The organism is Aeromonas hydrophila subsp. hydrophila ATCC 7966 (genome assembly GCF_000014805.1).
GTDB lineage: Bacteria > Pseudomonadota > Gammaproteobacteria > Enterobacterales > Aeromonadaceae > Aeromonas > Aeromonas hydrophila.
Genome location: NC_008570.1, coordinates 561,720 through 585,049, shown reverse-complemented (window position 1 = coordinate 585,049; position 23,330 = coordinate 561,720). Strand labels below are relative to the sequence as shown.

The window sequence follows — 23,330 nt, the reverse complement described above, 5'->3', positions numbered from 1 at the left end:
GGGGTCCCGACATGTTATCACCGGATACCAAAGTCAAGATACAGAATTTTGGACGCTTCCTGTCCAATATGGTCATGCCCAACATAGGCGCCTTCATCGCCTGGGGCTTTATTACCGCCCTCTTCATCCCCACCGGCTGGCTGCCGAGCGAAACCTTGGCCAAGCTGGTCGGCCCCATGATCACCTACCTGCTGCCGCTGCTGATTGGCTATACCGGCGGCAAGCTGATGGGCGGTGAGCGCGGCGGCGTGGTCGGTGCCATCACCACCATGGGCGTCATCGTGGGGACCGACATTCCCATGTTCATGGGCGCCATGATGGTCGGCCCGCTCGGTGGCTGGGCCATCAAGCGTTTCGACAAGGCGATGGAAGGTCGCGTCAAGAGCGGCTTCGAGATGCTGGTCAACAACTTCTCCGCCGGCCTCATCGGCATGCTGCTGGCGATCCTCGCCTTCTTCGTGATCGGCCCTTTCGTCAAGGTGCTCTCCGGCGTACTGGCCGGTGGCGTCGGCTTCCTGGTGGACAACAACCTGCTGCCGCTCACCTCCATCTTCGTTGAGCCGGCCAAGATCCTGTTCCTCAACAACGCCATCAACCACGGCATCTTCTCGCCGCTGGGGATCCAGCAGGCGACCGAGCACGGCCGCTCCATCTTCTTCCTGATCGAAGCGAACCCGGGCCCGGGCATGGGCGTGCTGCTGGCCTACATGGTGTTCGGTCGCGGCGCCGCCAAGCAGTCCGCTGCCGGTGCCTCCATCATTCACTTCTTCGGCGGCATCCACGAGATCTACTTCCCGTACGTGCTGATGAACCCGCGCCTCATCCTGGCGGTGATTGCCGGCGGCATGACCGGGGTGTTCACCCTGACCCTGTTCAACGCAGGTCTGGTCTCCCCCGCCTCACCGGGTTCCATCTTCGCCGTGCTGTTGATGACACCGAAAGCCTCCCTCATCGGGGTGCTGCTCTCCATCGTCGCCTCCACCACCGTCTCCTTCCTGGTCGCCGCCGTGTTCGTGCGTGCCCAGCAGCCGGAAGCCGACGAGGCCGATGCCCTCGGTGAAGCCACCCGCAAGATGAAAGCCATGAAGGGTGCCAAGCCCGAGACCGCAGCGGCCAAGAAGCCGGGCGGTGAACTGATGGCGGTGCGCAACATAGTCGTCGCCTGCGATGCGGGCATGGGCTCCAGCGCCATGGGCGCCGGCCTGCTGCGCAAGCGGGTGCAGGCCGCCGGCCTCGACATCAGCGTCACCAACCGCGCCATCGATCAGCTCGACGATCAGGTGGACTGGGTCATCACCCACAAGGATCTGACCGAGCGGGCCCGTCGCCACGCGCCGCACGCCCACCACATCTCGCTCACCAACTTCCTCGACAACGGTCTCTATCAGGAGCTGGTACAGAGCCTGACCCAGGCCGTCAACGATGACGTCGCCAACCCGCAGCTGCTGGTGGCGGCCAACGACGACAGCTACGAGCCGCAGGCCGCCGAGGTGTTCACCCTGAGCCGTCATGACGTGCACCTGGGACTCAAGGCTGACAACAAGGAGGCCGCCATCCGGGCTGCCGGCAAGCTGCTGGCGGAGCGGGGCTACGTGGCGCCCGACTACGTCAACGCCATGCTGGAGCGCGAACAGCTGGTCTCCACCTACCTCGGCGAATCCATCGCCGTGCCGCACGGCACCATCGCCGCCAAGGAGTTTGTGAAACGCACCGGCATCGTCATCTGCCAATACCCGGCCGGGGTCGCCTTCGGCGAGGAGGCCGATGAAGTGGCGCGGCTGGTGATCGGCATCGCCGCCCGCAACGACGAACACATGCAGGTGATAACCCGCCTGACCAATGCACTGGATGAACCCGGCCTCATCGACCGGCTGGCCAGCACCCAGGATCCCCAGGAGTTCCTGGATCTGCTGGGTGCCGAACAGGCTGCCTGATCGTCCTTCATCGTCTTTGGTTCAAGAGGTTAATATAATGAAAACATTGCATTTTGGTGCCGGCAACATCGGTCGCGGCTTCATCGGCAAACTGTTGGCTGACGCCAGCCACCAGGTCACCTTCGCCGACGTCAACGAGACCCTGATCGACCAGCTCAACCACCGCCAGGAGTACAAGGTGCACGTGGTGGGAGCGGATCAGAAGCTGGACGTGGTGCGCAACGTGGCGGCGGTGAGCTCCGCCGGCCACGAGGTGATCGCCCGCATCATCACCGCCGATCTGGTCACCACCGCGGTCGGCCCCAACATTCTGGACAAGATTGCCAGCACCCTGGCCAAGGGGCTGCAGGCCCGCTTCGATGCCGGCAACCTGACACCGCTCAACGTCATCGCCTGCGAGAACATGGTGCGCGGCACCAGCCATCTCAAGCAGGAGGTACTCAAGTACCTGCCGGTCGCGTATCATGCCACCCTCGACGCCTGTATCGGCTTCGTCGACTCGGCGGTGGACCGCATCGTTCCGCCGGCGGCTGCCAACGATGATCCGCTGGAGGTGACGGTGGAGAGCTTCAGCGAGTGGATCGTCGACCAGACCCAGTTCAAGGGCGAGCTGCCGCAGGTGGCGGGCATGGAGCCCACCGACAACCTGATGGCCTTCGTCGAGCGCAAGCTGTTCACCCTCAACACCGGCCACATCGTCACCGCCTACCTCGGCAAGCTGAGGGGCTATCGCACCATCCGCGAGGCGATCGAGGATCCGCTGATCCGCAGCAAGGTGCGTCGCGCCATGGAGGAGAGCGGCGCCGTGCTGGTGCAACGCTACGGTTTCGACCCGCGCCTGCACGCCGCCTACATCGAGAAGATCCTGGCCCGCTTCGCCAACCCCTATCTGGTGGATGAGATTGACCGGGTCGGCCGTCAGCCGCTGCGCAAGCTGGCGGCGGGGGATCGGCTGGTGAAGCCGCTGCTCGGCACCCTCGAGTACGGCCTGCCGAGCGATCACCTGCAGGAGGGGATCGCCGCGGCGCTGCACTATCGCAACGCCGACGACCCGCAGGCGGTGGAACTGCAACAGCTGCTGGCGGAGCTGGGCCCGGCCCAGGCTCTGGCGCGCATCACCGGCCTGGCTGCCGACAGCGACATCGTCAGCGCCATCGTCACCCGTTATGGCAATTTGAAGTGACCTGATGAGGCGCCGCCGGCCCACCCAGGCCGGCCACCAAAGCGCCTCATACGATAAAAACCGGGAGAGAGGCCCACTCTCTCCCTGTCAGCTGGACCCAATGCACTTATGACCACACACCAGGAAGATGAAGTACTGGAGCGACTGAACGAGCAGGATGGCCCTCGCGGCTTCTTTCTCGAGGTCGTGACCATCCTGGAAGAGGCGGTCGACTCTCTGATGCGACGCGCGTTCCGTCAGGAGGAGTATGCCGTCAAATACGCCATCGAACCCCTGCTCAACCAGAGCGGTCCTCTCGGCCAGCTGGAGGTGCGCCTCAAGCTCATCTTCGCCCTCGGCCTCATCTCCCTCGAACGCTATCAGGATCTCGAGGCTTACCTGAAGATCCGCGATTTTCTGGTGCGCGACCCCAAGGATTACCGCTTCAGCGACAAGCCCATCCGCGATCTGCTGGCACGCCTGCACGGCGTCAGCCAGGGCGGCATGATGCCGCAGGAGGCCCCCGCCAACGAGGAGGACTGGCCCTTCTACCAGATGCAGCTGAACCGGCTCGATCAGGTGGTGCGCTCGGCGCTGGTGCTGGCGGTGGCCGACTGCGTCACCGAACTCCACAAAGAGAGCCCCATCTAATCCGGCTGGTGGCCGCAGTTAGCGGCCACACCCCGCCCCTCTCCCGCGGTCATGCCCCCGTGACGCCCGCTGTCGCGCGATCCGCTTCCCCCCTTGTTCCCGCCGCCGACTGGTGTCAATCTGACCATCTTCCCCACTACACTTCCTCCAGGTTCATCGCCTTAATCGAGGTCTGCATGATTGCTCTCTCCCTGGCCGGGATCGCCCTGGTCTCAGTGCTGGCCCAGTGGCTGGCCTGGTCGCTGCGGGTGCCCGCCATCCTGTTTCTGCTGCTCACCGGCCTGCTGCTGGGCCCGGTCAGCGGCCTGCTCGACCCCGACGCCCTGCTCGGTGACCTGCTGTTTCCGCTGGTCTCCCTGTCGGTCGCCATCATCCTGTTCGAGGGAGCGCTCACCCTGCACCTGGCCGAGCTGAAAGGGATCGGCAAGGTGGTGCGCAACCTCTGCTCGGTGGGCATGCTGGCCAGCTTCGCCGTCATCGGCAGCGCCGGTTACTTCCTGCTGGGGCTGGACTGGCGGGTCGCCATGGTGCTCGGCGCCGTGCTGGTGGTGACCGGCCCCACCGTGGTCGCCCCCATGCTCAACGTGATCCGCCCGACCCGGGAGGTAGACCGCATCCTGCGCTGGGAGGGGATCGTCATCGATCCCATCGGCGCCCTGTTTGCGGTGCTGGTGTTCGAGGCGGTGCGCCTCGGCAGCCAGGGAGATCTCATCGGCCACACCCTGCTGGCGCTGGCCAAAACGGTGGGGGTAGGGTCGCTCATCGGGGTCGGCGCCGGCTGGCTCACCACCCTGCTGATCCGCAAGGACTGGCTGCCGGTCAGCCTGCACAAGTTCGGGGTGCTGGCGCTGGTGCTGGTCACCTTCAGCCTCTCCAACTGGCTCAGCCACGAATCCGGCCTGCTGGCGGTCACCGTGTTCGGCATCTGGCTCGCCAATCAGGAGGGGCTGGATCTGGAGGAGGTGCTGGCCTTCAAGGAGGATCTCGCCGTCATCCTCATCTCCTCCCTGTTCATCCTGCTGGCGGCCCGCCTCGATCTGGCCCAGCTCTGGCAGCTCGGCCCCATGGTGCTGGCGCTGCTGTGCGTGGTGCAGTTCGTGGCGCGCCCGCTCTGCATTCTGGTCTCCACCTGGGGATCGGATCTCTCCTGGCGGGCCCGCGCCCTGCTCGGCTGGATTGCGCCGCGCGGCATCGTCGCGGCGGCGGTCAGCGCCTCGTTCGCCATCAGCCTGCACCAGGCCGGTATTCCCGATGCCGACAAGCTGGTCCCCCTGGTGTTTGCGGTGATCATCTCCACCGTGGTGCTGCAGAGCCTCACCTCGGCGCCGCTGGCCGGCCTGCTCAAGATGCGCCAGAGCGCCCCCAACACCTGGCTCATCATCGGGGCCAACTCGGTGGCGCGGGCCATCGGCAAGGCGCTGGCGGATCAGGGGGTGCCGGTTCAGCTCTGCGATCCCGCCTGGGAGTTCTGCAAACAGGCGCGGATGAGCAACCTGCCCTGCTACTTCGGCAACCCGCAATCCGAACACGCCGAGCTGCACCTGCCGCTCACCAGCATCAGCACAGTGCTGGCGCTCTCCCCCAACCGCCACAACAACGCCCTCGGCGTGCTGCACTTCGCCCACCTCTACGGCGAGGAGAAGGTCTACTCCCTGCGCTCCAGCGAGCAGCACGGCAAGGCCAATCGGGAGAGCGCCACCTTTCGCGCCCGCCAGAACCTGTTCGGTCCCGACATCAACTACGCCCGGTTGAGCGGCCTGCTGAGCCGGGGCGGCCAGATCAAGGCGACCCGGCTGAGCGAGGCGTTCGATTGGACCCAGTACCAGGAGGCCAACCCGGGCGCCATTCCGCTGTTCGTGCTGGACGGCAAGGGGCGGGCCCGCATCGTCACCGGCCCCGTCGAACCGCTGGCCGGGGAGCTGCTGATCGCCCTGCAACCGCCGAAGGAGACGGCCACCCCATGAGCGAGACACGGCCCAACCCGCTGTTGGCTCCACTGCTGACACTGCTGCGGCAGGCAAGCGGCAGCTACAAGGTGCACGAACTGCTGGCCGAGCTGCGCCGCCAGGAGGTCATCCCGCCTCTGCCGGGGGATGAGCAGCTGCAGCTGTTTCGGCTCAACTTCCTCATCATGAACGCCCTCTACCACCTGCAGGCCGAGCTTCATGGCGAAGGGTGGTGGCTGGTGATCAGCACCCTGGATATCCGGCTCGAACCACTCGCCATTCGCGAGGGGGCAAGCGCCCTCGCCCAAGGCGAGGCGCTGCGCAGTTACTACCTCGACTGGCAGGTGTTCTGGCAGACCGACCGGGAGGAGGTGGAGGCGCTGCTCGGCAGCTTCTGGCGGGCCTGTGAGCGGGATGAGCACAGGGCCGAGGCACTGACCCTGTTCGCCCTGCCGACCGGGGCGCAGCCCGATGCCATCCGCCGCCGCTGGCGGGAGCTGGCACTGCAACACCACCCGGATCGCGGGGGCGATGCCGACACCTTCATCCGCCTGCGCTGGGCCTGGGAGCACCTCAAATCGGCCAAATGAGCCGGCCGACCCCGACCGCAACCACTAGACTTGAAGTGGCATCAAGCGTCACGGGAGGATGTCATGACAGTCAGCGAACTTCGCCAGCTCTATCAGCAGCAAGCCTTCAAGGAAGCCGAGATCCTGCAGGACGCCATCCTGCCCGGCTGGATCGTGGAGTTCAGGGGTCAGGACGGCAAGCTGTACGAGATGACCGACACCCTGGGCTGCCCCCGCTACTTCGGCTCGGTCGAGGAGGCCCGCCAGCACGTGCACCTGGTGGCGGATTGCCCGATCCAGGTCGAACACCTCTACCGCTTCTTCGAACGCTGAGTGATCGGCAGGCTCAAAAAAGGCTCCCGCAGGAGCCTTTTCTCATTCCGGTTGCAGGGGTTCCACCCCCTTGCCCTCCAGCCGCCTGACCGGCTTTTGCAGGATCAGGTTGGCCGGATAGGTGACCAGATCGCCATTGTCATCGCGCACCCGTACGTAGAAGAGGCCGATCTCGGTGATGACCCCGGTGACCGAGTCATCCTTGTCGAGGATCCGGATCCGGTCGCCAATCTTGTAGGGGAAGGCGAAGAAGATGGTAATGCTGGCGGTGATGTTGGAGAGGATCGACCACTGCGCCACCATGGCGACGCCAAGCACCGCAAAGAAGGAGGAGGCCAGCACCACCAGCCGCGAGAAGTCGAGCCCCCACACCCCGGCCAGGATCAGCAGGGTGGCGCAGCCGAGCAGGAAGTGGAACACGTGCTCCACGTAGAGCACCCGGTTCTCGCTCACCTGCCGGGTCTGGGCCAGCGCCAGCAGGCTCTTGTGAATGAGCCCGCGAACGAGGGTGTGGCCCAGCAGCAACAGCAGGGTCACGCCAAAAGATTCCCATGTCGTCATGTCTGCTCCTTACCACCAGCGCCGATGTTTGAGCCAGACCGCCAGCCCGGTCGCCAGCGCCACCAGGGAGCCGCAGAAGATCCAGAAGGCAGTCGGACTCTCGGCCCCGGGAATGCCCCCCAGGTTGATGCCGAACAGGCCGGTCAGGAAGCTGGCGGGCAGGAACAGCAGCGCCATCACCGACATCTGGTAGGCGCGGCGATTGGTCGCCTCCGCCATCAGGTTGTTGATCTCGTCCGCCAGCACGGCGGTACGCGCCACCCCGGCATCCAGATCGTCCAGCCAGCGCCGCAGCCGGTCGGCGATGTCGAGCAGACGCCGGCGGTCATCTTCATCCAGCCAGCTGATCTTCTCGTTGGCGAGGCGCGCCACCAGATCCCGCTGCGGCGAGAGGTAGCGGCGGATCATGATGAGCTGCTTGCGGATCAGCGCCAACCGGCCATTGGCGGGCAGATCGCGCATCAGCACCATCTCCTCCAGATCCAAGATCTGATCGTGCAGCTCCTCGACGAACTCCCCGGCCCGGTCGGTCAGGGCGTCGCAGATCTCCACCAGCCAGTCGGCCGGGGTATCGGCACCGCCCCCCAGCTTGAGCTGGTTAAACACGTCCTGCTCCGACAGCAGCGGCCGGCGCCGGCTGCTGATGATGAGATCCGGGGTGATGTAGATGCGCAGCGCCACCATCTCTTCCGGCCTGTGATCCTTGTTGTGGTTGATGCCGCGCAGGATCAGCAGCACCGTCTCCCCCATCCGCACCAGCTTGGGACGATTGCTCTGGCCGAGCAGCGACTCGCGCGCCGCATCATTGAGCAGCGGGGTCTGCAGCAACCAGCGCGCCGCCTCCGGATTGCCGTAGTCCAGATGCAGCCAGCCCGGCTGCTGCGCCGGTATCTCACTGCCCGCCACCAGTGGCTGCATGCCACCCCTGCCATCCAGGGTCAGGCCATAAATTACGTCACTGGGCACCCGATCCATCTGCTCGTCCTTTTTGCTCATGTTCATCGGCCCAGCTTACACCAAAGCCGGGCCCGACTCAGCCCCGGGGCAGCCGCCCCGCGCCGGCCGTGTTAAGATGCGCCACTCGTTTCAGACACAGGAAGCCCTGCCATGCCCATCTGGGTCGATGCCGATGCCTGCCCCATTCCGGTCAAGGAGATCCTTTACCGCGCCGCCCACCGTGCCCAGGTGGTGACCACGCTAGTGGCCAATCAGGGGCTGCGGGTGCCTCCTTCCCCCTTCATCAAGACCCAGCAGGTGGAGAAGGGCTTCGATGTGGCAGATCATGTCATCGCCCAGCAGGTCAAACCCGGCGATCTGGTGATCACCGGCGACATCCCGCTCGCCTCCTGGGTGATCGATGCCGGCGGCGAGGCGCTCAATCCCCGCGGCGAGATCTACACCCGCGAGACCATCAAGGCGCGGCTCGGCATGCGCAACTTCATGGAGGAGCTGCGCTCGGCCGGGGTGCAGACCGGCGGCCCGGCCCCCCTCAACGCGGCCGACAAGCAGCGCTTCGCCAACGCCCTCGACAAGTGGCTCATCCGGGGCAAGCTGAGTTGATTACCCCCTCCCCGGCATCCAGCCGGGGATATTCATTCCTACCTCCTTGTGCTTAATTTTCCCTTAAGTTTGGTGCCCTAACCTTGTGGCTGTTGACCCAACCACCCGCAAGGAGCAAGCAATGAAACTGACCCCCCTGTTGTTACTGATCCCCCTGTTGAGCGGCGCAGCCCTGGCCGATCCCCAATGTACCCAGGCCGACAAGAGCAAGTGGATGAGCGAAGCCGACGCTCAGCAGCAGATCAAGGCGATGGGCTATGACATCAAGAAGTTCAAGGTCACCAAGACCAACTGCTACGAGATTTACGGTTGGGACAAGGAGAAGCGCAAGGTCGAGATCTACTTCGACCCGACCGATCTGAAGAAAGTCAAAGAAGAGATCGACGAATAATCCGGCCATGGGCCGGCCTCCTGCCGGCCCTTTCTATGGAGCCACACCATGACAACCTCTGAAGTGAAAGTCTGGGATCCCCTCATCCGGGTGTTTCACTGGGCCACCGTCACCCTCTGCCTGCTCAACTTCTTCGTGCTGGAGGAGGGCAGCAAGCCCCACAAATATGCCGGCTACACAGTGGGCATCCTGCTGATCATCCGCCTGCTGTGGGGGCTGGTCGGTCCCCATTACGCCCGCTTCGGCCAATGGTGGCCGACCCCGGCCCGGGTGCGCTACTACCTGCGCCAGCTGGCCCAGGGCAGTCACCCCTACTACCTCGGCCACAACCCGGTCGGCGCCCTGATGATCTGGCTGCTGCTGCTGTCGCTGGTCGGCACCGTCGTCACCGGCTGGCTCACCACCTGGGATGCCTTCTGGGGCGAAGACTGGCTGGAGGAGCTGCACGGCATCATTGCCAACACCCTGATGGCTGCCGTCGGCGTCCATGCAGCCGTGGTGATCCTGACCGATCGCCTCACCCGTAGCGACCTGGTGCGCGCCATGGTGCTGGGCAAAAAACGGGTGCCCGCCGACGCCAAGGTGGAAGATCCGCGCAGTTAATGACCGGGCTGCCCATCGGGCCCCGGTTTTTTGCTGCAATGGCCCGCGACACTGGTAAGATGCGCCGCCATTTTCCCCATGTCGTAGCCATCATGACAGCCCAAGGGCACCTGCTCTTCTCCGTTACCTGCACCCTGCTCGCCCACAAACTCCAGCTGACGCCGGCCCTGGCCGACGCCAGCCTGTGGCACACCATTCCTGCCGCACTGGCCAGCGCCCTGCTGCCGGACCTCGACCACCCCAGGTCGGTGCTGGGGCAACGCCTGCCCTGGATCTCGAAACCCTTGTCACGGCTGTTCGGCCATCGCGGTTTCACCCACAGCCTGCTGGCGGTGGCCGCCGCCATCTGGGGGCTGGATCAGAGCCTGGCTCCCGCCCTGCTGCCCACCGGCGTCAAGGATGCCCTTATCATCGGCTACCTCAGCCACCTGCTGGGAGACTGGCTCACCCCGGCCGGCATTCCGCTGCTGTGGCCCAGCAAGCGCCGCTACCGGCTGCCGGGCTGGCCGCTCAAAAGCGGCAGCGCCGTCGAGACCAGCTTTTGCACCCTCACTCTGCTGGCCGCCGGTTACTGGGCCCACTGGCCAGGCTAGCGGTCCGTCAGGCCAGCTAGCACCTGCTGTCGCCCCAAAAAACAAACCCCTGCCGAGGCAGGGGTTTGTCATGGAGAGAGCGGGTGGCGGTATTACAGCATCACACCGGCAATCACGGCGGAGAGCAGACTCACCAGGGTGGAGCCGTACACCAGCTTCAGACCGAAGCGGGAGACCATGTTGCCCTTCTCTTCGTTCAGCGCCTTCACCGCACCGGCGATGATGCCGATGGAGCTGAAGTTGGCGAACGACACCATGAAGATGGAGAGGATGCCGATGGTACGCGGAGAGAGCTGGGCAGCAATCTTGCCCAGATCCATCATGGCCACGAACTCGTTGGTCACCAGCTTGGTCGCCATGATGGAGCCGGCTTGCAGCGCTTCACCACTCGGGATGCCCAGGATCCAGGCGATCGGGTAGAAGAGGTAGCCCATGACGAACTGGAAGTTGACGCCGAATGCCATCTCGAACAGGTAGTTGATGAGGGCAATCAGGGCGATGAAGCCGACCAGCATGGCACCCACGATGACCGCCACGGTGAAACCGGCCATGATGTACTCGCCCAGCATCTCGAAGAAGTTCTCTTTCTTCGGGCTGTGGTGCTCGTCACCTTCGGCCAGCGCCTTGGCGTCGGTCACGGTATTGTCCGGCTCGTAGGGGTTGATCAGCGACAGCACGATGAAGGTACTGAACATGTTGAGCACCAACGCGGCCACCACGTAGCGCGGCTCGATCAGCTGCATGTAGGCACCGACGATGGACATGGAGACGGTGGACATGGCAGTGGCGGCCAGGGTGTACATCTGCTTCTCGTTCAGGTGCGGCAGGATGTTCTTGAGCGCGATGAAGTTCTCGGACTGGCCGACGATCATGGAGCTGATGGCGTTGAAGGACTCCAGCTTGCCCATGCCGTTGATCTTGGCCAGCACGGTACCGATGCCGCGGATCACCAGCGGCAGCAGACGGATGTACTGCAGGATACCGATCAGCACGGAGATGAAGACGATGGGCATCAGTACCATCAGGAAGAAGGAGAAGGCCCCTTCATTGACCAGGCCGCCGAACACGAAGTCGGTACCCTGTTTGGCAAACTCCATCAACTTGGTGAAGCCGGCCGCGAAGCCACCCACCACCGCCAGACCCACTTCGGAGTTCAGCATGAACCAGGCCAGCGCCAGTTCGACCACCAGCAGTTGGCCGATATAACGCAGTTTGATCTGTTTCCAGTTGTGGCGGTTGGCCAGCAAAGCAAGAGCGAGGACCATCACGAGTCCGAGCACAAAGTGAACGTATTCCATACCAGTAGCACCTGAGTAATTTGTAATTTTTTGACCGGCGCCATCATAGACATTTGCATATTTAAAAATCAGATAGCCATCACAATCTGCGGTAAAAATATGCATGTTGGATAATACAAACGTTTTTAAATTAATTAAACGCTCACGCAAGCATCTAATCATTGTTCAATGAACATAAAAATCATTAATAAACAGATAGTTAAAAATAAACCATTCAGTCTGAAAGGGCTATTTTCACAGCTTTCTCACATTTATTTAAAACCTGGCGAATGGCGTCATAGCGGTGAGGTTAAATTTACGGCGAATTTATTTAATCAAATCAAAGTGACAAACGTTTATCTTATTTGCGATGAATGGCCCGGCTTCTTTCAGCTAATTCCCGAAAGGCAGTGGGGTATTTTCAGACGAGCCGGACAACATGCCGCCACCGGTTTTCCCCGGCCGCAGCCCCGCCACCGTCGCCGTCCAGTCGTTCAAAAATCCGCCACACCCGGCAGCGCTTTCTGATACAATGCGCGCCCTTGCGCACGGCGCAGCCCGTTTTCTCCGATATAGAGTCTTTTTGTGAACAACGAATTTAGCAGCCTGAACCTCTCCCCCGCCCTGCAGGACAACCTCGCCAGCCTGGGTTATCTGCAGATGACCCCGATCCAGGCCCAGAGTCTGCCCCTGGTACTCGATGGCAAAGACCTGATCGCCAAGGCAAAAACCGGTAGTGGCAAGACCGCTGCCTTCGGCCTCGGCCTGCTTGCTAACCTCGATGTCAACCGGCTCGAGGTGCAGGCGCTGGTGCTCTGTCCAACCCGCGAGCTGGCCGATCAGGTTGCCACCGAGATCCGCCGTCTCGCCCGTACCCTGCCCAACGTCAAGCTGGTCACCCTGTGCGGCGGCACCCCGACCGCACCGCAATCCGCCACCCTGAGCTTTGGCGCCCACATCGCCGTCGGCACCCCGGGCCGGATCCTCAAGCACCTGGAGCAGGGCACCCTCGAGCTGGACGGCCTCAAGACGCTGGTGCTGGACGAAGCGGATCGCATGCTGGACATGGGCTTTGGCGAAGACATCAACCGGGTCATCAGCCACGCCCCGCGCGACCGCCAGACCCTGCTGTTCTCCGCCACCTATCCGGAGGGGATCGCCCAGATGAGCCGCGGCGTGCAGCGCAACCCGGTCGAGGTGAGCGTGGAGTCCCTGCACGAAGACAGCGCCATCGAGCAGAAGCTGTATGAAGTGCCGGCCGGCCAGCGCCTCGACGCCCTCGGCTGGTTGCTCAGCCACTACCAGCCGAGCTCCTGCGTGGTGTTCTGCAACACCAAGCGCGCCTGCAACGACGTGGCCGATCACCTGGCCGCCAAGGGCTTCTCGGCGCTGGCGCTGAACGGTGACCTGGAGCAGCGCGAGCGGGATCAGGTGCTGGTGCGCTTCGCCAACGGCAGCGCCACCATCCTGGTGGCCACCGACGTGGCCGCCCGCGGTCTCGACATCAAGGAGCTGGGCGCCGTCATCAACTACGAGCTGACCTACGACCCCGAGGTACACGTGCACCGCATCGGTCGTACCGGCCGCGCCGGCCAGCAGGGCCTGGCCCTGAGCCTCTACCAGCCGAACGAGGCCCAGCGCGTCAACTTCATCGAGGAGTACCAGCAGGCCCCCATTCCCCAGGGCGATCTGGCCGGGATCGGCCGCGACATCAAGCCGATTGCACCGCAGATGGTGACCCTCTCCATCGATGCGGGCCGCAAGAGCAAGGTGCGCGCCGGTGACATCCTCGGCGCCCTCACTGGCGAAGGCGGCATTGCCGGGGCCGATGTGGGCAAGATCCAGATTTCCGAGCAGTACTCCTACGTGGCGGTGAAGCGCCAGGTGGCGAGCGCCGCCCTCAAGCGGCTGCAGGAAGGCAAGATCAAGGGGCGCAGCTACCGCGCTCGCAAGCTGGGCTAAGGTTCACGACACAGGCGCCGGTTCGGCGCCTGTTTCATATTTATCCGTGCCCATGAGAACAAGGCAGATGCCATGACCCAGACAACCCGACCCGAAGTGAGCTGCCAGAACTGCGAAGCCTGCTGCTGCCGCCTCGAGGTGATGCTGTTTACCGATACCGGCGTACCGGATCGCTATGTGGAAGAACGGGAAGGTGAAGTGCCGGTGATGCACCGGCTGGAAGATGGCTGGTGCGCGGCGCTCGACCGCAACACCATGATGTGCCGCATCTACGAAGTCCGCCCCTTGATATGCCGTGAATTTGAAATGGGCGAGCCAGACTGTATCGACGAGCGGGACAAGTGGTTTATCAAGCTCAACTGACCGATGGGCGAGCACTCGATCGCACTCCCGCGATGATGTGCCCCATCCATGAAGTACGCCCCTTGATATGCCGTGAATTTGAAATGGGCGAGCCCGACTGCGTCGACGAGCGGGACAAGTGGTTTATCAAGCTCAATTGAGCGATGGGCGAGCACTCCATCACACTCCCGCCATGGTGCGCCGTCAGACCAGCCCGGCCAGTTGCCGTTCCAGCCACTGCAGCGCCTCGTCGGTCTGCTCGAAGTAGCGGACGCCTTGAAACGGCAAACCGCTGAACACCTGATCTGCCAGATACTGCTTGAAGCTGCCCGCCAGCACCACCGCCAGAAAGGCGCAGCCGTTGCTGGCGCACCAGCCGAACTGGCGGCGAAAGCGGGTCAGCACCTCGGGGCCCGCCGCCTCGAACTCGGTCGCCACTTCGACAATGCCCCAGGGCGCGTCGCGCAGGCTGGCGATCTGCTGGCTGAACTGAGCCTCATAGGCCATGGCCCCCGCCAGATTGAAAGGGCCGCTCGGTCGGCAGATCAGCACCTGACCTCGTCGCTGCATCTCGAAATGGCCGTGTGGTTGCAACTTCACGTCTGCCTCCTTCCCTGGATTTTCGTCGCGCAAGCACCCTTTTATGTTGCAACAAGGTAAGGATTTCTCTGCAAAAAGTCCATTCTGCCAGGCGCGAGCCTGGATGGGCTGCGTCACCGGTTGACCCACTGGCGGCCTGCTCAGCACGCCCTTGCCCGCCGCCTCGACCAGCCCTCATGTTCTGTTGCAGTTAACAAAACGTTGCTGCTATCATCCGCGCGCCACCAACATTCCACCAACTGAAACGTTAACTCACGGCGCAAGGAACAGAGATGAAAAATCGGGACGCGAACCACTATCAGCGCATCTGGCGCTGGCACTTCTATGCGGGTCTCTTCGTCGCCCCCTTCCTGATCCTGCTCTCGCTGACCGGGATCGTCTATCTGTTCAAGCCCCAGCTCGACAACCTGATGTATCCCGAGCTGATGAAGGTCGCCCCCGTCAGCCAGCCGCTCAGCGCCGATCAGCTGCTGGTCAAGGCGATGGTGACGATGCCGGATGCCAGCCTGAGCAAGTACCTGCCACCGGTCAGCCCGGAGGCCAGCGCCCAGTTCATCGTCCGCCAGGGCGGCAACGAGCTGACCCTGTTCCTCGATCCCGCCAGCGGCACCCTGCTCGGCACCCTGGACAACAAGTGGAATCTGCAGGCAGTGGCCCGCGCCCTGCACGCCGAGCTGATGATAGGCACAGTGGGGGACAGGCTGATTGAGCTGGCTGCCGGCTGGGGAATAGTGCTGCTCATCAGCGGGCTCTATCTCTGGTGGCCACGCAAGGGGCCAGGGGTTGGCGGCATCCTGTGGCCGCGCTGGAGCCAGCGCGGGCGGCTCTGGTGGCGCGACCTGCACGCCGTGGTCGGTTTCTGGGGGGCCGGCTTCCTGTTGCTGCTGCTCTTGAGCGGCATGACCTGGACCGGTTTCTGGGGCGATCAGTTTGCCGCCGTCTGGAATCGCTTCCCGGCCGCCATGTGGAATGAGGTGCCCAAGTCGGCGCCCCTGGCGCGTAGCCTCAACCATGCCCATCAACAGACAGTCCCCTGGGCGGTCGAGAACACCCCCATCCCCAGCTCGGCCGAGCCCAAGGCCCACGACCACAGCGCCATGGGTCACGGCGGCGAGCACGACGGCATGGTGATGACGGAGCACCGCATCCCGCTGCAACAGGTGGTGGAGATCGCCACTGCACGCCAGGTCACGCCGGGCTACAGCATCACGCCACCGGCCGGGGCGAGCGGCGTCTACACCATCGCCATCTCTGCCGATGATCCGCGCAACGATGCCACCCTGCACATCGATCAATACAGCGGCAAGGTGCTGGCCGACGTGCGCTGGCAAGACTACGGCCCGGTCGCCAAGACGGTGGAAACCGGCGTCATGTTGCACATGGGCAAGCTCTACGGCTGGCCGCACCAGCTGGCCATGCTGCTCATCTGCCTGCTGGTGTTGCTGAGCTCGGTGAGCGGGCTCTGGATCTGGTGGAGCCGCCGCCCCAGTGGTCGCCTCGCCGCCCCGCCCTTGCCGGCCAGCCTGCCCCCCATGCGCGGCGCCATTGCCCTGCTGATCCTGCTCGGTATCTGCTTCCCGCTGGTGGGCGGCTCCATGCTGGTGATCTGGCTGCTGGACTGCCTGCTCTTCGCCCGCCGTCGGGCGCCCAGGCTGGCACGGGTCAGCTAGTCGCCGGCGCCGTGCGCCGCACCAAGCCGCCACTCAAGGAGGGCTCCCACACGGGAGCCCTCCTGGTTTCAGCGCGCCTTTACGCTTGCTCCACCAGCTGGAGGATCTTCGTCGCCTTCTCGAAGTGATCGAGGCGCTGGGTCTGGATCCACCAAGTCGCCGCCTCCATCAGCAACTCGGGATCATCGTTGCGGTTGGTAAAGAACGCATAGAAGGAGACGCCGACCGCCTCCCCCTTCTGCGCGATTTTCTGATGGCACACCTGAATGATTTTCTGTTTGAGCGAGTCGCGCATGGCGGCGTTCCGACCTGATGAGTGATTGGCCGGCCAGCATACCCCAACCAACAAAAAGGGCCCCCGTCCGGGAGCCCTTTTGCCTTGCCGATCACATGGCACCCAGTCAGGAGAGCGCCAGCCCGATGGAGAGCAGCAGGCTGAACAGGAAGGCGCTGATGGCGGTCTTCTTGAGCGCGCCGGTCAGCACCTCGCCATCGAAACTCTGGCGCAGGGTCTTGGCGGCATCGGTGAGCGGCTTCATGGCCGGCAGGAAGATCCAGGGCCAGAAACTGGCGGGCTGGGTCAGCAGGAAGGCGATGGTGGTCAGCAACGCCGCCCCCAGCAGTACCCAGTGGTAGGCAATGGCCCGGTTGCGACCGAGCCGCACCGCCAGGGTGATCTTGCCGCTGACCGCGTCGGTCTCGATGTCGCGCACGTTGTTGATGTTGAGCACCGCGGTGGCCAGCAGGCCGCAGGCGGTGGCCGGCAGCAGCAGATCCCACTGCAGGGTCTTGGTGAACAGGTAGTAGGAGCCGAGCACCCCCAGCAGGCCGAAGAACAGGAACACCGAGATGTCGCCGAAGCCGCGATAGCCGTAAGGAGTCTTGCCCACCGTGTAGGTGATGGCGGCGACGATGGCGGCGCCGCCGAGCAGCACGAAGGTGAGGATCTGCAGCCACTGATCGCCAAAAGCGCAGCCCAGCAGGGCGAGGCCGCTGACTACTGCGGCCAGCGCGGTCAGCGCCATGGCCACGCACATCTGCCGGCGGGTGATGAGGCCGGAGACCACGGCGCGCTGGGGGCCGATCCGTTCGCCATTGTCCGCCCCGGATACCGCATCCCCATAATCGTTGGCCAGATTGGAGAGGATCTGCAGCAGAATGGCGGTCAGCAGGGAGAGCGCCATGATGGTACCGTCGAAGGCACCGCGGCTGGCCGCAAGCCCGGAACCCAGCAAAATGGAGGAGCACGCCAGCGGCAACGTTCGCAAACGCGCCGCCAGCAACCAAATAGATAAGGTATTTGTCATATTGTGATGGCCAAACAATCAGATATTGATCGTGTTAAGGGTTATCGAACCGGATTTCGGTATACTTGGCCCCTCGGGAGGTAGCTCCCCGGGCGATTTACATGGACGAATGGGCAGATAATATATAGGAATAATCGCTCCTTTGGCATAAACCAACGGCATCCTTCTGCAGGATGGACCGTCACTATCGGCTCATAGACGAAATCCATGTTGGCTCAGACCCATATCAAGCAACAACTGGACGCCCTGCGTCACGGCAATGCCAGCGGCTTCGTGCGGCTGCGCGTGGCAATCGAGGTCGGCTCCTTTCTGGGCTGGCTCGCGGCGCAGACCCTCTATCCCCGTATCTATTGGCATGCCAGAGGACACGACCGCCCCGAATACGTGGCGCTGGGCTGCCTGCGCGAGCTGACCGAGCCCCAGGCGATCCGCCAGGTCTGCGAACACACCAGCCAGCCCCATGATGACAGCCCCCGCTACTATGGCGGACTGGCGTTCGACCCCACCCAGCCCGGCTGGCAGGGGTTCGGCCCCTGCCGCTTCGTGCTGCCCCGCATCGAGCTGGTGCGCCGTGGCGAGTGCGTCACCCTCTGCCTCAACCTCTGGTTGCCGGAGCAGACCGGCAGCGACGCCTTCGAGGTCGAACTACAGGCCGCCGCCGCCGCCCTCGACGCCCTTCGGCCGGAGGCGCCTCTGCCGCCGCTGACCCGTCATTCATGGCAACGGGAAGATTGCCCGAGCCAGCCACAGTGGCAGACCCTGGTCGAGCAGGTCACCGCTCCCGAGTTCCAGGCCCACACCCCCAAGGTGGTGCTGTCGCGCCAGAGCCGGCTCACCCATGACGGTGCGACGCTCACGGCCGACCCGCAGGCCGTCGCCCCCTGGTCGCTGCTGGCCAGCTGGGCACAGCACGGCCAGGACTGCTTTCACTTCGGCTTCCAGTTTTCACCCGAGCAGAGCTTCATCGCCTGCTCCCCCGAGCGGCTCTATCGCCGCGAACAGCAGCACCTCTTCACCGAGGCGCTGGCGGGCACCATCCGCCGCTCCGGCGACGAGGCGACCGACGCCGCGCTGGCCGCCGAACTGCTGGCCGACAGCAAGAACCGGCTGGAAAACAGGCTGGTACACGCCGACATCCTCAGCCGGCTGGCGCCGCTTACCACAGATGCCACCCTGACCGAGCCGCGCATTCTCAAACTGCGGCTGCTGCAGCACCTCAAGTGCGACATCGAAGCCGAGCTCAAGCCCGGCGTCTGCGACTGGCAATTGCTGGAGGCGCTGCACCCCACCCCCGCAGTGGGCGGCGCCCCCCGCGAGGCGGCGCTGGCCTTCATCCGCGAACGCGAGCCCTATGATCGCGGCTGGTATGCCGGCGCCTGCGGCATGCTGAGCCGGGAAACCTCGGAGTTCTCGGTCGCCATCCGCAGCGCCCGCATCACGGCGCAGGCTATCACCCTGTTTGCCGGCGCCGGTATCGTCGCGGGTTCCGAGCCTGCCGCCGAGTGGGCCGAACTCGACAACAAGATCGCCAACGTGCTCTCCCTGCTGGGATAGCGTTTTCTCATCGTTTCCTCACTGCGAGAGCCTCATGTCCGCGCGCCAAGAGTTTGCCAGCCACCATGCCACCTTCAACCACGTCTGGTCTTCCCTCTTGCTGGAGGAGCTCTTTCGCCTCGGCGTGCGCGACATCGCGCTGGCCTCCGGCTCGCGCTCGGCGCCGCTCACCATGGCGGCCGCCGCCCACCCCGGCTTTCGCCGCCATCTGCACTTTGACGAGCGCGGCCTCGGCTTCATGGCGCTGGGGCTGGCCAAAGGCAGCGGCCGCCCGGTCGCGGTGATCATGACCTCGGGCACCGCGGTGGCCAATCTCTGGCCGGCGGTGGCCGAGGCCCAGCTCACCGGCGTGCCGCTCATCATCCTCTCTGCCGACAGGCCGCCCGAGCTCATCGACAACGGCGCCAACCAGGCCATCGACCAGCAGGGGATCTTCGGCCGCTACCCCGTCTATCAGCAGAACCTGCCGAGCCCCACCGCCACCATCCCGGCCGCCTTCGTGCTGAGCTCGGTGGATCAGGCGCTGGCCCAGCAGGCGCGCACACCGGGGCCGGTGCACTTCAACTGCATGTACCCCGAGCCACTCTATCCAGGCGACGCCTATCTGGACTTCTCCGCCTACCTGGCCCCCCTCGGTGACTGGCTCCGCTCATCCGAGCCCTGGAGCCCCTGGCAACTGACGCAGGCACCCTGCCCGTGTCAGCCCGACTGGGACGAGCTACAGGGCAAGCGCGGCCTCATCGTCGCCGGCCGCATTCAGGATCCGGTCCAGGCCAAGGCGGTCGCCGCCCTGGCCGAGCGGCTCGGCTGGCCTCTGCTGGCAGATCTGCAGAGCCAGCTGCGCTTCGATGGCCGCAACCTGGTGCACGCCGATCTCGCCCTGCAACACAGCGGCTTCGTGGCCGAACTGGCCCGGGCCGAGGTATTGCTGCAATTTGGCGCCCGCCTCATCTCCAAGCGGCTCGGCCAGTTCATCAAGCAGCAACCCTGGCAAGCATACTGGCTCATCGACCCGCAGCCAGCCCGGCTCGACCCGGACTACCGGCTGCGCCGCCGCCTGCTGTGCGACCCCGCCGCCTTCGCCGCCGCCCATCCGGTGGCGCACCCGCACCTGCCCTGGCACCGGCTGGCGGAGCGCCAGCAGGCCGTGAGCCAGCAGGTGCGCAGCGCCTGCGAGCGTTTCTCCGAGCTCGGGGTGTGTCATCGTCTGAATCAGCTGATCAGGGGCCAGCTGTTTGTCGGCAACAGCATGCCGGCCCGGCTGATGGACATGCTCGGCGAGGCGGGCAAAGGCCCCAGCCGGGTGATGACCAACCGTGGCGCCTCCGGCATCGACGGCCTCATCGCCACCGCCTACGGCTTCGCGCAATCGGTCCAGCCGGGCAGCAATGAGCCCACTACCCTGCTGCTCGGCGATCTCAGCGCCCTGCACGACCTCAACAGCCTGGCGCTGCTTGGCAAATCGAGCCGGCCGCTGGTGGTGATCCTGCTCAACAACGACGGCGGCAGCATCTTTCGCATGCTGCCGGTGCCGACCCAGGACGCGCTGCTGGAGACCTACTACTGCCTGCCCCACGGCCTGCACTTCGAGCACGCCGCCGCCATGTTCGGCCTCCACTACCGGACGCCGGCCAGCCTCGCCGACTTTGAACGGGATTACACCACCGCACTGGAAAAGGGGGTAACGCTGATTGAAATCAAGGTCCCCAGCAGCGAAGTCGCCGAGGATCTGAAGGCACTGGGAAGCGCGATCCGTGGCAGCTAGTGCCGATCAACCGACGCTGGTGCTGCTGCACGGCCTGCTCGGCGATGCCCACGACTGGCAGCCCGTGCAGGCGGCCCTGGCCGGCCTCCCCAGCCTGGCGCTGGATCTGCCGGGCCACGGCAGCAACCGGGCTGTGCGGGTTGCGGGGTTCGAGCAGGCCCATCGCTGGCTGTGCGACGAGCTGGCCGCGCGCGACATCGATCGCTACCAACTGGTGGGCTATTCGCTGGGCGGGCGACTCGCCCTCTATCACGCCAGCCAGTCGCTGGTTGGGTTGCAGGCCCTGCTGCTGGAAAATTGCCACCCCGGCCTGCCACCGGCAGAGCGGCCCGCCCGCCTCGCCCACGATGAGGGCTGGGCCCGGCGCTTCGAGCAGGAGCCCCTGGCGGCCGTGCTGGCCGACTGGTATCGGCAGGGGGTGTTCGCCGATCTGGGTGAGGATGCCCGCGCGCGCCAGATAGCCCGCCGCCTTGGCAACGACGGCGAGGCCGTGGCCGCCATGCTGCGCGCCACCTCCCTGGGCCAGCAGCCTAATCTCGGCCCCTGGCTGGCGCAAGGTGCGCTGCCGGTCACCTGGGTGAGCGGCAAGCGGGATCACAAATTCCATCAGCTGGCTTGCCTCATGGCGAGTCAGCATCGCAAAATCAACCACTTGGAGCTGGATGGCGGCCACAATCTGCATGCCCACCAGCCTGAGACTTTTGCCCGGCTCCTCGCGGAGTGGGTCAACCAACAACAAGAAGAGAAGCGTCATGATTGAAGCAATGACTGAAGCGGAACTCTATGCCCCCGTCGAGTGGCGTGATTGCTCCGCCGGTTACGAGGATATCCTCTATCACAAGTCCGACGATGGCATTGCCAAGATCACCATCAACCGCCCCCAGGTTCGCAACGCCTTCCGTCCCCGCACCGTCAAAGAGATGCTGCAGGCGCTGGCCGATGCCCGCTACGACGATCAGATCGGCACCATCATCCTGACCGGCTTTGGCGAGAAGGCCTTCTGCGCCGGCGGTGACCAAAAGATCCGTGGCGACTACGGTGGCTACCGCGATGACGAGGGGACCCATCACCTCAACGTGCTCGACTTCCAGCGCGACATCCGCACCTGCCCGAAACCGGTCGTCGCCATGGTGGCCGGCTACGCGGTCGGTGGCGGCCACGTGCTGCACATGATGTGCGATCTGACCATCGCCGCCGACAACGCCCAGTTTGGCCAGACCGGTCCGAAAGTGGGCTCCTTCGACGGCGGCTGGGGTGCCTCCTACATGGCCCGCATCGTCGGCCAGAAGAAGGCCCGCGAGATCTGGTTCCTGTGCCGCATGTACGATGCCAAGCAAGCCCTCGACATGGGCTTGGTCAACACCGTCGTGCCGCTGGCGGAGCTGGAGCGTGAAACCGTGCGCTGGTGCCGCGAGATGCTGCAGAACAGCCCGATGGCGCTGCGCTGCCTGAAGGCCGCTCTCAACGCCGACTGCGACGGCCAGGCCGGCTTGCAGGAGCTGGCGGGGAATGCCACCATGCTGTTCTACATGACCGAAGAGGGTCAGGAAGGGCGCAACGCGTTCAACGAGAAACGCCGTCCCGACTTCTCCAAATACAAGCGGAATCCCTGATGACACTCGCTCTCTATCGCTACCAACTGCCTTTTACCCAGCCCCTGACCTTTCACGGCAAGGTGGAGGTGGCGCGAGAGGGCCTGTTGGTCCGCGTTGACGACGGCTGGGGGGAAATCGCCCCCCTGCCCGGCTTCTCCCGCGAAAGCCTGGCCGAGGCGCAAGCCGAAGCCATCGCCTCTCTGGAGCAGCTGGCGGCGGGGCAGGAGATCGCCCCGCAGCTCCCTTCAGTGCAATTCGGGCTGGACTGCGCCCGCCGCTGCTGGCCTGCCCAGACCACCCCGCTGCCGGAGCCTTATCCGCTTATTCAGGGCTCCCCCCAGGAGCTGCTCAAGCACTGGAAGAACTGGCTGCACACGACCCCCAGCAAGGCCAAGCTGAAAGTGGCCCGCTACCCCATGCGTGACGAGCTGGCACTGATCCGCCTGCTGTGCGACCGCATCCCTACCCTCAAGCTGGTGCTGGACGCCAACCAGGGCTGGACCCGCGAGGAGGCCTGGGCCTTCTGCGGCCATCTGGATCCAAACCGGATCGAATACCTGGAAGACCCCTGCGCCAACTTTGCCGACATCGCCTTCGTGGCCAATCGCACCGGCATGCCGGTGGCCATCGACGAGCTGCTGGCCCAGGGCAAGCCGTGGGAGCCCATCCCCCAGCTGCGCGCCCTGGTACTCAAGCCCACCCTGCTCGGCTCCCTGGCCCACTGCGAGGCGCTGGTTGCCCGCGCTCGCGAGCTGCGCCTCAAGGTGATCGTCTCCTCCTGCTTCGAATCCGGCCTCGGCCTGAACCAGCTGTTCCATCTGGCGGGCGAATGGGCGCCGGATCAGGCCCCCGGCCTGGATACCCGGCGCTGGCTGGCCGCCGATCTGCTGGACGCGACCGGCAAACCCGACCTGAGCCTGCTGGAGCCCCTGTTTCACCGTGATTGAAGGGGCCT

At 64.5% G+C, this 23,330-nt stretch carries 25 protein-coding genes; 19 read left to right on the top strand and 6 right to left on the bottom strand.

The features are described 5' to 3' along the window. Nucleotides 1-11: 11 nt before the first annotated feature. From AHA_RS02760 to AHA_RS02735, 6 genes are all read left to right on the top strand, one after another. Complete coding sequence (locus AHA_RS02760) at nt 12-1,934, top strand: PTS mannitol transporter subunit IICBA (protein ID WP_011704523.1); 1,923 nt, start codon at nt 12-14, stop codon at nt 1,932-1,934. A gap of 37 nt (nt 1,935-1,971) precedes the next feature. Further along, nucleotides 1,972-3,117, top strand: a complete 1,146-nt coding sequence (locus tag AHA_RS02755; protein ID WP_016349320.1) for a mannitol-1-phosphate 5-dehydrogenase — start codon at nt 1,972-1,974, stop codon at nt 3,115-3,117. Nucleotides 3,118-3,225: 108 nt separating this feature from the next. Beyond that, the gene (locus AHA_RS02750; RefSeq protein WP_005308438.1) at nt 3,226-3,747 is read left to right on the top strand and encodes an MltR family transcriptional regulator; all 522 of its coding nucleotides are present in this window, start codon (nt 3,226-3,228) and stop codon (nt 3,745-3,747) included. A gap of 176 nt (nt 3,748-3,923) precedes the next feature. Next, nucleotides 3,924-5,711 carry a cation:proton antiporter gene (locus AHA_RS02745; RefSeq protein WP_164927531.1) on the top strand — a complete coding sequence of 596 codons (1,788 nt, stop codon included), beginning with the start codon at nt 3,924-3,926 and terminating at the stop codon, nt 5,709-5,711. Next, entirely contained in the window at nt 5,708-6,283 is a 576-nt protein-coding gene (locus AHA_RS02740; protein ID WP_011704520.1) for a DNA-J related domain-containing protein, read from the top strand. The genes AHA_RS02745 and AHA_RS02740 overlap by 4 nt, the downstream gene beginning before the upstream one ends. A 63-nt stretch (nt 6,284-6,346) precedes the next feature. Continuing rightward, entirely contained in the window at nt 6,347-6,595 is a 249-nt protein-coding gene (locus AHA_RS02735) for a hypothetical protein (RefSeq protein ID WP_011704519.1), read from the top strand. Nucleotides 6,596-6,637: 42 nt separating this feature from the next. Here AHA_RS02735 and AHA_RS02730 read toward each other — a convergent pair whose 3' ends face one another. Beyond that, a complete protein-coding gene (locus tag AHA_RS02730) occupies nt 6,638-7,156 on the bottom strand; it encodes a mechanosensitive ion channel domain-containing protein (RefSeq protein WP_011704518.1) in 519 nt (172 codons plus the stop codon). 9 nt (nt 7,157-7,165) lie between these two features. Beyond that, nucleotides 7,166-8,158: a zinc transporter ZntB gene (zntB, locus tag AHA_RS02725; RefSeq protein WP_024943648.1), complete on the bottom strand. Its 993-nt coding sequence runs from the start codon at nt 8,156-8,158 to the stop codon at nt 7,166-7,168. Between the two features lie 105 nt (nt 8,159-8,263). Here zntB and AHA_RS02720 point away from each other — a divergent pair, with 105 nt between their 5' ends. The 4 genes from AHA_RS02720 to AHA_RS02705 all read left to right on the top strand — a co-directional run bounded on the left by AHA_RS02720 (nt 8,264) and on the right by AHA_RS02705 (nt 10,303). Further along, complete coding sequence (locus AHA_RS02720; RefSeq protein WP_011704516.1) at nt 8,264-8,716, top strand: YaiI/YqxD family protein; 453 nt, start codon at nt 8,264-8,266, stop codon at nt 8,714-8,716. A gap of 121 nt (nt 8,717-8,837) precedes the next feature. Further along, a complete protein-coding gene (locus AHA_RS02715; protein ID WP_011704515.1) occupies nt 8,838-9,107 on the top strand; it encodes a PepSY domain-containing protein in 270 nt (89 codons plus the stop codon). 48 nt (nt 9,108-9,155) lie between these two features. Further along, the gene (locus AHA_RS02710) at nt 9,156-9,710 is read left to right on the top strand and encodes a cytochrome b/b6 domain-containing protein (protein ID WP_011704514.1); all 555 of its coding nucleotides are present in this window, start codon (nt 9,156-9,158) and stop codon (nt 9,708-9,710) included. Between the two features lie 92 nt (nt 9,711-9,802). Next, on the top strand, nt 9,803-10,303 hold the full coding sequence (locus AHA_RS02705; protein WP_011704513.1) for a metal-dependent hydrolase: 501 nt from the start codon (nt 9,803-9,805) through the stop codon (nt 10,301-10,303). Nucleotides 10,304-10,395: 92 nt separating this feature from the next. Here the strand turns inward: AHA_RS02705 and AHA_RS02700 are convergent, their stop codons facing one another. After that, nucleotides 10,396-11,601: a NupC/NupG family nucleoside CNT transporter gene (locus tag AHA_RS02700; RefSeq protein WP_016349310.1), complete on the bottom strand. Its 1,206-nt coding sequence runs from the start codon at nt 11,599-11,601 to the stop codon at nt 10,396-10,398. Between the two features lie 168 nt (nt 11,602-11,769). Between AHA_RS02700 and AHA_RS02695 the strand changes: the two genes are divergently transcribed. The 3 genes from AHA_RS02695 to AHA_RS02685 all read left to right on the top strand — a co-directional run bounded on the left by AHA_RS02695 (nt 11,770) and on the right by AHA_RS02685 (nt 13,905). Further along, a complete protein-coding gene (locus AHA_RS02695; protein ID WP_139348842.1) occupies nt 11,770-12,108 on the top strand; it encodes a hypothetical protein in 339 nt (112 codons plus the stop codon). A 57-nt stretch (nt 12,109-12,165) separates the two neighbouring features. Beyond that, the gene (dbpA, locus tag AHA_RS02690; protein WP_011704511.1) at nt 12,166-13,542 is read left to right on the top strand and encodes an ATP-dependent RNA helicase DbpA; all 1,377 of its coding nucleotides are present in this window, start codon (nt 12,166-12,168) and stop codon (nt 13,540-13,542) included. A gap of 72 nt (nt 13,543-13,614) precedes the next feature. After that, nucleotides 13,615-13,905, top strand: coding sequence for a YkgJ family cysteine cluster protein (locus tag AHA_RS02685; protein WP_011704510.1), 291 nt, complete (start codon nt 13,615-13,617; stop codon nt 13,903-13,905). Between the two features lie 183 nt (nt 13,906-14,088). On the opposite strand, the gene AHA_RS02680 is transcribed toward AHA_RS02685, so the two are convergent. Further along, nucleotides 14,089-14,484, bottom strand: a complete 396-nt coding sequence (locus AHA_RS02680; protein WP_011704509.1) for a hypothetical protein — start codon at nt 14,482-14,484, stop codon at nt 14,089-14,091. A gap of 272 nt (nt 14,485-14,756) precedes the next feature. Here AHA_RS02680 and AHA_RS02675 point away from each other — a divergent pair, with 272 nt between their 5' ends. Next, the gene (locus AHA_RS02675; protein WP_011704508.1) at nt 14,757-16,154 is read left to right on the top strand and encodes a PepSY-associated TM helix domain-containing protein; all 1,398 of its coding nucleotides are present in this window, start codon (nt 14,757-14,759) and stop codon (nt 16,152-16,154) included. Nucleotides 16,155-16,233: 79 nt separating this feature from the next. Here the strand turns inward: AHA_RS02675 and AHA_RS02670 are convergent, their stop codons facing one another. After that, entirely contained in the window at nt 16,234-16,449 is a 216-nt protein-coding gene (locus AHA_RS02670) for a DUF6500 family protein (protein WP_164927530.1), read from the bottom strand. A gap of 106 nt (nt 16,450-16,555) precedes the next feature. After that, nucleotides 16,556-17,461 (bottom strand): 1,4-dihydroxy-2-naphthoate polyprenyltransferase, encoded by a 906-nt coding sequence (locus AHA_RS02665; protein ID WP_026080210.1) that lies wholly within the window; start codon nt 17,459-17,461, stop codon nt 16,556-16,558. A 207-nt stretch (nt 17,462-17,668) separates the two neighbouring features. Here AHA_RS02665 and AHA_RS02660 point away from each other — a divergent pair, with 207 nt between their 5' ends. The 5 genes from AHA_RS02660 to menC are packed head-to-tail and all read left to right on the top strand — an operon-like array spanning nt 17,669 to nt 23,322. Further along, on the top strand, nt 17,669-19,015 hold the full coding sequence (locus tag AHA_RS02660) for an isochorismate synthase (protein WP_011704505.1): 1,347 nt from the start codon (nt 17,669-17,671) through the stop codon (nt 19,013-19,015). A gap of 34 nt (nt 19,016-19,049) precedes the next feature. After that, nucleotides 19,050-20,780, top strand: a complete 1,731-nt coding sequence (gene menD / locus AHA_RS02655) for a 2-succinyl-5-enolpyruvyl-6-hydroxy-3-cyclohexene-1-carboxylic-acid synthase (RefSeq protein WP_011704504.1) — start codon at nt 19,050-19,052, stop codon at nt 20,778-20,780. Further along, entirely contained in the window at nt 20,770-21,540 is a 771-nt protein-coding gene (gene menH, locus AHA_RS02650; RefSeq protein ID WP_011704503.1) for a 2-succinyl-6-hydroxy-2,4-cyclohexadiene-1-carboxylate synthase, read from the top strand. Before menD ends, menH begins: the two co-directional genes overlap by 11 nt. Beyond that, complete coding sequence (menB, locus tag AHA_RS02645; protein ID WP_011704502.1) at nt 21,533-22,393, top strand: 1,4-dihydroxy-2-naphthoyl-CoA synthase; 861 nt, start codon at nt 21,533-21,535, stop codon at nt 22,391-22,393. The genes menH and menB overlap by 8 nt, the downstream gene beginning before the upstream one ends. Further along, complete coding sequence (gene menC / locus AHA_RS02640; RefSeq protein ID WP_011704501.1) at nt 22,393-23,322, top strand: o-succinylbenzoate synthase; 930 nt, start codon at nt 22,393-22,395, stop codon at nt 23,320-23,322. Before menB ends, menC begins: the two co-directional genes overlap by 1 nt. Nucleotides 23,323-23,330 lie beyond the last annotated feature (8 nt).

What these genes read in the sequence shown, in the direction of transcription:
- AHA_RS02705 (WP_011704513.1), top strand. Translation starts at nt 9,803, where the DNA reads ATGACAGCCCAAGGGCACCTGCTCTTCTCCGTTACCTGCACCCTGCTC.
- AHA_RS02695 (WP_139348842.1), top strand. Translation starts at nt 11,770, where the DNA reads ATGAACATAAAAATCATTAATAAACAGATAGTTAAAAATAAACCATTC.
- menD (WP_011704504.1), top strand. Translation starts at nt 19,050, where the DNA reads ATGTCCGCGCGCCAAGAGTTTGCCAGCCACCATGCCACCTTCAACCAC.
- menC (WP_011704501.1), top strand. Translation starts at nt 22,393, where the DNA reads ATGACACTCGCTCTCTATCGCTACCAACTGCCTTTTACCCAGCCCCTG.
- AHA_RS02755 (WP_016349320.1), top strand. Translation starts at nt 1,972, where the DNA reads ATGAAAACATTGCATTTTGGTGCCGGCAACATCGGTCGCGGCTTCATC.
- AHA_RS02670 (WP_164927530.1), bottom strand. Translation starts at nt 16,449, where the DNA reads ATGCGCGACTCGCTCAAACAGAAAATCATTCAGGTGTGCCATCAGAAA.
- AHA_RS02675 (WP_011704508.1), top strand. Translation starts at nt 14,757, where the DNA reads ATGAAAAATCGGGACGCGAACCACTATCAGCGCATCTGGCGCTGGCAC.
- AHA_RS02745 (WP_164927531.1), top strand. Translation starts at nt 3,924, where the DNA reads ATGATTGCTCTCTCCCTGGCCGGGATCGCCCTGGTCTCAGTGCTGGCC.
- AHA_RS02750 (WP_005308438.1), top strand. Translation starts at nt 3,226, where the DNA reads ATGACCACACACCAGGAAGATGAAGTACTGGAGCGACTGAACGAGCAG.
- AHA_RS02660 (WP_011704505.1), top strand. Translation starts at nt 17,669, where the DNA reads ATGTTGGCTCAGACCCATATCAAGCAACAACTGGACGCCCTGCGTCAC.
- zntB (WP_024943648.1), bottom strand. Translation starts at nt 8,158, where the DNA reads ATGAACATGAGCAAAAAGGACGAGCAGATGGATCGGGTGCCCAGTGAC.
- AHA_RS02760 (WP_011704523.1), top strand. Translation starts at nt 12, where the DNA reads ATGTTATCACCGGATACCAAAGTCAAGATACAGAATTTTGGACGCTTC.
- AHA_RS02740 (WP_011704520.1), top strand. Translation starts at nt 5,708, where the DNA reads ATGAGCGAGACACGGCCCAACCCGCTGTTGGCTCCACTGCTGACACTG.
- AHA_RS02710 (WP_011704514.1), top strand. Translation starts at nt 9,156, where the DNA reads ATGACAACCTCTGAAGTGAAAGTCTGGGATCCCCTCATCCGGGTGTTT.
- menB (WP_011704502.1), top strand. Translation starts at nt 21,533, where the DNA reads ATGATTGAAGCAATGACTGAAGCGGAACTCTATGCCCCCGTCGAGTGG.
- AHA_RS02665 (WP_026080210.1), bottom strand. Translation starts at nt 17,461, where the DNA reads ATGACAAATACCTTATCTATTTGGTTGCTGGCGGCGCGTTTGCGAACG.
- AHA_RS02730 (WP_011704518.1), bottom strand. Translation starts at nt 7,156, where the DNA reads ATGACGACATGGGAATCTTTTGGCGTGACCCTGCTGTTGCTGCTGGGC.
- AHA_RS02685 (WP_011704510.1), top strand. Translation starts at nt 13,615, where the DNA reads ATGACCCAGACAACCCGACCCGAAGTGAGCTGCCAGAACTGCGAAGCC.
- AHA_RS02715 (WP_011704515.1), top strand. Translation starts at nt 8,838, where the DNA reads ATGAAACTGACCCCCCTGTTGTTACTGATCCCCCTGTTGAGCGGCGCA.
- AHA_RS02700 (WP_016349310.1), bottom strand. Translation starts at nt 11,601, where the DNA reads ATGGAATACGTTCACTTTGTGCTCGGACTCGTGATGGTCCTCGCTCTT.
- AHA_RS02735 (WP_011704519.1), top strand. Translation starts at nt 6,347, where the DNA reads ATGACAGTCAGCGAACTTCGCCAGCTCTATCAGCAGCAAGCCTTCAAG.
- AHA_RS02720 (WP_011704516.1), top strand. Translation starts at nt 8,264, where the DNA reads ATGCCCATCTGGGTCGATGCCGATGCCTGCCCCATTCCGGTCAAGGAG.